Genomic DNA, 7,594 nt, shown 5'->3' on the forward strand with positions numbered 1-7,594 from the left:
CCGGAGAACGAACGCGGTGAAGGTTCTGATTTTCGGCGCAACCGGCGGAACGGGCAGGGCGCTGCTCGAGCAAGCGCTGGAGCAGGGACATGTGGTGACGGCCTTTGCCCGTGACCCAGCCAAGGTCCGAAGCACGCACCAGAACCTGACCGTCGCACAGGGCAACATGCTGGACCTCAACTCGGTTGAGGCAGCCGTAAAGGGGCAGGACGCTGTGTTGTCGGCGCTTGGCACTCACCTTCCCGTGTGGACTATCGTCTTTCTTACCTTCGCCTTTCAGATCCTTGCCCGAGTCCTGACGCTCACGGGGCCGCTCGGCTGGTCGGTTCGGATCGGCGGGCCGATCCTGGCGCTATTGTTTCTGACCAGACGGACCACCGCCCTCTCGGAGGGAACCAAGAACATCGTCCAGGCGATGAAGAAGCACGGCGTGCAGCGCCTGATCTGCGAGTCGTCGCTCGGCGTCGCTGACAGCAGAGGGCGGCTGGGGATTTTCTACAACCTCATTCTGGTGCCTCTGTTACTGCGGAACATGTTTGCCGACAAAGCGGTGCAGGAGCAGATCATCCAGGCAAGCGGACTCGCCTGGGTGATTGTTCGGCCTTCTTCCCTGACCAACGGGCCGCGAAAAGGCATTTATCGGGCCGGCATGGACATTGGCGGCTGGTTTCGCCCGACGAAGATCTCTCGCGCCGATGTGGCCGACTTCATGCTCAAACAACTGACCGACGACACCTATCTGCGCAAGACACCCGGTGTTGCCTACTGAATGGGAGACGATGCTGACAACTATGAAGACCAATGCGGTTTAATAAGACGTGGGCCGGACTGTGAGCAGATTGCTTCGGAATTCCAAGAACAGGAGCGAGGGATGAGCAAGGTACGGGTACTGGTGGGCACCGGTTAGGGAAATCCTCAATTCTCGCTCCGAGAACGTAGACTAGGAGCGATGGCTGACCCGCCCAAACGCACCTGGTTCTTGCGCCGCGCGGAGAGCGCGCTCCGCCGCGGCTTCCAGCGCGCCTACGAAACCGTGCGCGTCGACCCCCAGCAGTACCTCTCCCACCTGCAAGCCGCCCACCGCCTTCCCGTGAGCAGCTTTCAGGACATGGACTCGCTCCCCGTGGAACTGCTCGACGAGCTGGCCGCGCAGACCATCCGCGCCGGAATGAAGATCGCCGCTGCGGAGGGAGCGGGGTTCGGCCTGGCCGGCATTTTCTCCCTGCTCCCCGACCTCAGCATTCTCGCCGTCATCACCCTGCGCACGGTGCAGAAGCTCAGCCTGATCTACGGCTTCGAGTACAACACGGACGAGGAGGTTGCCGAGCTATGGATCGCCGCCGCCAGCGCCGCCGGCGTGGACATCGGGCGCGAACTGGTAGAGAGGCAGATCGTGAACAAGTTCGTGCCACGCGTCATCGAGCGCATCGCTGCCCGCGCCAGCGTGGAGGTGGTGGAGAAGTGGTCGGCGCGGGTGATCCCCCTCGCCAGCTCGATCCTGGGCGCTGGGCTCAACTACTACTTCGTACGTGCCTGGGGTGAGCGCGCCCGCAATCACTTCCGCGAGCGCCACCTCGTCCTGCGCCAGCAACGCGCCGGGCGCGCCCTGCCAGAGGGGGTAAGACTTCTACCACGGGCTCAAAGAGAAGAATAGTCGGAACGGGCAGATTCTCGAACTGGGAACTGACACTGCGGACTGAGAAGAAAATGGTCGGCCCTAGCGGACGATTTTAGAACTCACGAAATCCTGATTGCAGGAGTTGGGGGATGGGAATACGGGAGGCCCAGCAGAGCGACACAAGGGAGTAAGTGATTCCCCGGCCGTTTGCTAGCACGACTCGACGCTACGGAGCCAATGCACCCGAGGCGCGAGCGCTCTCCGCGACCCAGAGGCAGTTGCGTCCCGCTTCTTTCGCTTGGTAGAGCGCCTGGTCAGCGGCCCGCAGCACAGCCTCTGGGCTGGAATCCTTACTGGAGGCCTCGGCCAAGCCGATGCTTATTGTGATGGGGACGGAGGTTTTCTTGTCCGAAGCCGGCAACGGACCCTGGACTAGTCTTTCCGCGGGGCGATTCGGTCCACGGATGGTAAAACCGGCGTCCGCTATGGCCTTGCGCACGGAATCAGCGAGCGGCTCCGCCTCTTCCGCCAAGAGACCGCGAAAGGCGATGACAAACTCTTCCCCGCCAAAACGGAATACTTCGCTGTCGCCCGACACGCGCGAGAGGCGCGAGGCTACCATCCGGAGCACTTGGTCGCCGGTCTCGTGGCCGTAGGTATCGTTGAAGCGTTTGAAGTGGTCCACGTCGCACATCGCAAGCGCATAGCGACGGCCGAGCTGTTCCAAAACACGGTTAAGCGCCCGCCGGCCAGGAAGACCAGTCAACTCGTCGCGGTCGGTGATCTCAGCGCTGTGCTCCATCACTGCGAACATGACGACCAACCCGGCGGTGCCGTAGTAGAAGTACATTGCTTCAGGCTTCCGGGCATGCGCCCCGAGGAATGCCGCTAGCAAAGCCCAGAGCATGGCTTGCTCCGTCTTGCTCCGCCGACGGATGGCGAAAAACAAGATCAGGAGCGCCCCCACAGCGAACGACAGCTGCTCGGCCCAGGGCAGCCACGTCCATGTGCTCCGACCTCCTCCCCACGCAAACAAAGCGGTCCACCATCCATCCTTCGCACCGCTCATCCAGGCCACGCCAAGAGCGGCGCAGACTACCAAGCCAATGCGTAGGCAACCAATGCGCGTCAGAACGCGCTGCTCGGAGAAGACCTCCGTCAGGAGAAAGATCAGAGGCAGGAAGAACATCATCGCCAGCCTGGCGGTATTCGCCTCCGCCGGCAGCCGTACCCAACCAAATACCGTGAACGCGAGCGCCAGGGAAATCGCGAGTAATCGCGATTGGTCGTGATACCAGCTGAGCAGCACCGGCACGATGAGAGCGCTGAAGCAGAAGTAGACGGCGTAGGGCGCCGCCATCCCCCGCACCACCTCTTCCTGTTGCACGGCCCAGGCGGCCAGCAGCAATACACCTCCGGGTGCCAACATGCCAAAAAGATGACGCATTGCGCTTGCCTCTGCCTTTCCTGCACCACCACACCGCTGCCCGCAACTACCGAGTCTTGCGTCGGAATAGCAGCACGATGGCAACGCCCCAACCGAGCAACGCGAACCAGAATGCGGGCTGCGAAACCAACCTGATGACGGTCCCTGGCGGTGGAGCCGGGGCCACGGCGACGGTCTTGGTGGTCTGCTGCTCCGGCGGATGGGTCTTCACTGCGACTTCCGGCGTAGGCGCTCTGGCACGCCGTGGAACACTAACGGGCTTGATCTCTGGCGGCGGCAATTGGAGATTGCCGGCCGCCCCGGTGGAAAGCGACCGCGCATTCTCGGCACTCTGTACGGCAGCGCGCGCGAACTGCACCACGTCCTGGCCTTTTGGATTCGTCTGATAAGCAGCTTCGGCCTTGGCCAGGAAAGATTTCGCCTGCGCCAGTCCCGCACGTGTGTATTCCTCTTCCTTGAGGAGGGTCCCCGTAGGACGGTTCACCAGGATCCCGGACTCAGACGCCAACTCCACCGCTTTTCGCGCTTGTAACAGCTGGTTCGGCACTGGCTCGAGCGGGCTTCCCACCGCCGAGTCATAAACGTTGTAGTGGGTGAAGTAGAACAGCTTCCCTGGGATGACGAGTGCCTTGCTCTCGGGGGGCATGCTGTTCGGCAGTCCTCTGCTGTACATCACCACCAAGCGGCTCGGGTCGATGACCGCATAATTCGGTTCGGCCGTCACCATCAACCAGAAGGTCTGGAGCGGTGTGGTCAGTTTCGTGTTGTTCGCGCGGTTGCCGCTGAAGGCGACTTCGCCGAGGTTCGAAGCCTTGCCATCTGCTGATACTGCCCAAACTACGTAGGTCAGGAAGTCCTTGCCGAAGGTATGCGCCGGTCGCAATCCGCTCACCGCGCTGCCGTTGATCTCGACCTCCACAAGTCCCGGTCGTTTCCCGATGTTCAGGCCCAGGAATCCGGGCCGGCTTCCAACCTTCATGTCAATCTGTGCTTCTGGCGCGAGCTTGGTGCCGCGCATCTGGACAGTGATCGAGCCGGCACGTTGCTGGTAACTCAGAATCTGGCCGTTCGGCTCGTTAATCTCAACGACCTTGAGCTGCAGCGGTTTCACCGCATGAGGAGCGTCCGCACCAGGGGAGAACGGAGGCGCTGCCAGGCACGACAACAGGAAGATGGATCGAATGCGCTGCGAAAGAGTCAAAGTAAAGTGTCCTTCCCACCAACTGAAAGGGGACGATTCGTGTCAGAAGTGTAAAACGAAACCCCAAGAGTTGCAGCAGAATTCCGCAAGTTCAACGACTTCCACAACCAATCTGGCCGCAACTTTCATCGAATAATTACGGACAACCTCGCATACTTAGGAGGCACTTTGAGCGCGAAGCGAATCACGATTGGCGGCGTTTAGGCTGACATCCTCGTGGACCGTCGCGGCTCGGAGGACATCTGGCCCGTTGAAGCCTCGCCTATTGTTTTTACTATTTCGCGGACTATTCGCGGCTTTGGACCGGAACTTGGGTGTGGTTGCTTACCAGGGGTTCACAGTCAGAACCCCTGGCCTTAATTTGCTTACCAGGGGTTCAGCGCCCCTAACGTGCGGGATAGGTAGGATTGATTGGGGGTAAGCACCTGAACAGGAAGATCCAAAATGTGGAAATCCCGAAAACCGGAAGCTCGCTAATCCAATGAACTGCTTGGGAAAAGATGGTCGGCCCTAGCAGACGATTTTAGAACTCTGGCGGCCCACGGCATACCCGAACTGCCCGCCTTAGCACAGGCCCCCCTGTGCGCGGAATCGGTCCGAGCGCTGTTTCGACACGCCCCCAGCTCACCTCTGCCCGCTGGCCTTGGGCGTGGGAGCCATCACAGTGCCGGAAGAAAGGGTTTCGGCGCGCCCTGTCTGGTCGGTACAGCAATGGGCTAAAGGCGACCGACCTTCCATGCGTTGACCTGCCAAGACTGGCAGCCTAAGATTTCGCCCCAAGCTAGATTCCTTCGCCATGATCGGGCAGACACTCGGCCATTATCGCGTGCTGGAACAGATCGGCGCCGGAGGCATGGGCCTGGTCTTTCGCGCCCACGACGAGCGCCTGGACCGCGAGGTCGCGCTGAAGGTTCTCCCGCCGGGCACGCTCACCGATGAAAACGCCCGCAAGCGCTTCCGCAAGGAAGCGCTCACGCTATCGAAGCTCAACCACCCCAACATCGCGACCGTCTTCGACTTCGACACACAGGACGGGGTGGACTTCCTAGTCATGGAGCTGATTCCCGGCGTGACCCTGGACGAAAAGTTGGCGGCGGGCGCGCTTCCGGAGAAGGAGGTCATTCGTCTAGGGATGCAATTGGCGGAAGGTCTGGCGGCGGCCCACTCCGAGGGCGTGATTCATCGTGACTTGAAGCCGGGGAACCTGCGCCTGACGCCGGACGGGCGACTGAAGATTCTCGATTTCGGGCTGGCGAAGCTGCTGCATCCAGTCAGCGACGCCGCCCCGACGGAAAGCCTGAGCCAGACCCACGGAGCCGTGGGAACGCTGCCCTACATGGCGCCGGAGCAGTTGCAGGGCCAGCCCGCGGACGCGCGCTCGGACATCTGGGCGGCGGGTGCGGTGCTCTACGAGCTGGCCACCGGCCGGCGGCCGTTCCCGCAGTCCAGCGCGCCCATGCTGACTGACGCCATCCTGCGCCAGGCGCCGGTGGCGCCGGTGCGGTTGAACCCGTATATTTCGCCGGAGCTCGAAGAAATCATTCTGAAAGCGCTCGAGAAGGACTGCGAGACGCGCTACCAGCATGCAGCGGATATTCGCGCGGATCTGAAGCGGCTGAAACGCGATATGGATTCAGCTCGGGTGGGTACGATAACCGCAGTGGCCCCTGCGGTCCAGCCTCGACCGTGGTGGCGCGCCAAGTGGGCACTCGCAGGGGGAGGAGCTGCGCTGGCCGCCCTGCTGGTGGTCGCCATATGGTTCACCCTGTTTCGAGGGCGGGGCGAGGCCATCGACTCGGTGGCTGTTTTGCCGTTTGTCAACGCCAGCACTGATCCGGATACGGAATACCTCAGCGACGGGATTACCGAAACTCTAATCAGGCAGTTGTCTCAAATACCCCGGCTGAAGGTCATGGCGCGGAGTACCGTGTTCCGCTATAAAGGCCGCAATATTGATCCGCAAAAAGTTGGACGCGACCTCAATGTCCGCGCGGTTCTGACGGGGAGAGTCTCGCAGCGCGGCGAAACGTTGACCATCAGCATGGAGTTGATGGACGTCAGGGATGGCTCCGAATTGTGGGGCGAGCAGTACAACCGCAAGCTCGCGGACATCCTCGCCGTGCAGGAAGATATCGCCCGTGAAATCACGGACAAGCTGCGCCTGCGGTTGGAGGGTGAGGAGGAAAAACGGCTGACCAAACACTTCACAGAGAATACTGAGGCTTATCAACTTTATCTAAAGGGTCGATACTACTGGAATAAACGCACACCGGATGGCATACAGAAAGCCATCGAGTACTTTCAAGAGGCGATCGAAAAAGACCCGAGCTACGCTCTGGCTTACGCGGGGTTGGCTGACTGTTACCATGTGCCAGCGAATCCGCTGCCGCCGAGAGAAAGAATGCCACGCGCGAAGGCCGCAGCGATGAGGGCCCTGCAATTAGACGACACGCTTGTTGAAGCGCACACCGCACTGGCCCGCGTACTATTTGTATACGATTGGGATTGGTCGGCCGCCGAGAAAGAATTCAAGCGCGCGATTGAGCTGAATCCGCGCTATGCGCCGGCTCACCAATGGTATGGGGGTTATCTGAGTGCAACAGGTCGGCTCCGAGAAGGCGACGCAGAGGAAAAACGAGCTCAAGAGCTGGAGCCGCTTTCACTCGTTAACAACTTTGGGGTGGCATTGGCTTTCTACTATTCCCGGAACTACGGCCAGGCGATCGATCAATTCCAGAAGACCCTGGAGCTAGACCCGAACTTCCCCCCGCCCCACACGTACCTCCCAGCGGCTTATGAGCAAAAGGGCATGTTTGAGGAAGCCATCACCGGGTTTCAAAGAGCGATCACGGTTACGAAAGGCGCTGACAAGATACTGGCAATGGCTAGCCTCGGCCACGTCTATGCCGTGTCCGGCAGGAAGACCGAAGCACGCAAGATACTCGCGGAGTTGCAGAGGTTATCCGAACACAGCTATGTCCCAGCGCACGACGTGGCCCTTGTCTATGCAGGCCTGGGTGAGAGAGACAAGGCCTTTGCGTGGCTGGATAAGGCATATGAGGAGCACTCGTTCAATCTGAGTAATCTCAAAGTGGAGCCCCGGTTCGATCCCCTGCGTTCCGATCCGCGCTTCGCAGACCTGCTGCGTCGCATCGGCCTCCCGCAGTAGCCTTCCAGCGCCGAAATGATGTGGTTTCGGCTCGCTAGTAACCCAGGCCATTTGATCTTGCAATTCCAGCAGCTTAGAGGCGTCTAGTCGAGAGGATTTTCCGCACAGTCTGGGAAGCGGGTTCTTTGCCACGCCTGTCTCAGGCGTAGGGTAGGCGCA

The 7,594-nt window shown here is 60.6% G+C and carries 5 protein-coding genes; 3 read left to right on the top strand and 2 right to left on the bottom strand.

The features are described from left to right. Window positions 1-16 precede the first annotated feature (16 nt). Window positions 17-769, top strand: a complete 753-nt coding sequence (locus VGQ94_02920) for an SDR family oxidoreductase (protein HEV2021458.1) — start codon at window positions 17-19, stop codon at window positions 767-769. A gap of 180 nt (window positions 770-949) precedes the next feature. Beyond that, window positions 950-1,654 carry an EcsC family protein gene (locus VGQ94_02925; protein ID HEV2021459.1) on the top strand — a complete coding sequence of 235 codons (705 nt, stop codon included), beginning with the start codon at window positions 950-952 and terminating at the stop codon, window positions 1,652-1,654. 190 nt (window positions 1,655-1,844) lie between these two features. Here the strand turns inward: VGQ94_02925 and VGQ94_02930 are convergent, their stop codons facing one another. Both VGQ94_02930 and VGQ94_02935 read right to left on the bottom strand, forming a co-directional pair. After that, window positions 1,845-3,026: a GGDEF domain-containing protein gene (locus VGQ94_02930; GenBank protein HEV2021460.1), complete on the bottom strand. Its 1,182-nt coding sequence runs from the start codon at window positions 3,024-3,026 to the stop codon at window positions 1,845-1,847. A gap of 85 nt (window positions 3,027-3,111) precedes the next feature. Next, window positions 3,112-4,266: a hypothetical protein gene (locus VGQ94_02935; protein HEV2021461.1), complete on the bottom strand. Its 1,155-nt coding sequence runs from the start codon at window positions 4,264-4,266 to the stop codon at window positions 3,112-3,114. Window positions 4,267-5,062: 796 nt separating this feature from the next. On the opposite strand from VGQ94_02935, the gene VGQ94_02940 reads away from it, so the two are divergent. After that, a complete protein-coding gene (locus VGQ94_02940; protein HEV2021462.1) occupies window positions 5,063-7,435 on the top strand; it encodes a protein kinase in 2,373 nt (790 codons plus the stop codon). The last annotated feature ends 159 nt before the right edge of the window (window positions 7,436-7,594 follow it).

Source organism: Terriglobales bacterium (genome assembly GCA_035937135.1).
Lineage (GTDB): Bacteria > Acidobacteriota > Terriglobia > Terriglobales > Acidobacteriaceae > DASYVL01.

Coding starts and splice junctions, on each gene's coding strand:
- VGQ94_02925 (HEV2021459.1), top strand. CDS start 950: ATGGCTGACCCGCCCAAACGCACCTGGTTCTTGCGCCGCGCGGAGAGC.
- VGQ94_02940 (HEV2021462.1), top strand. CDS start 5,063: ATGATCGGGCAGACACTCGGCCATTATCGCGTGCTGGAACAGATCGGC.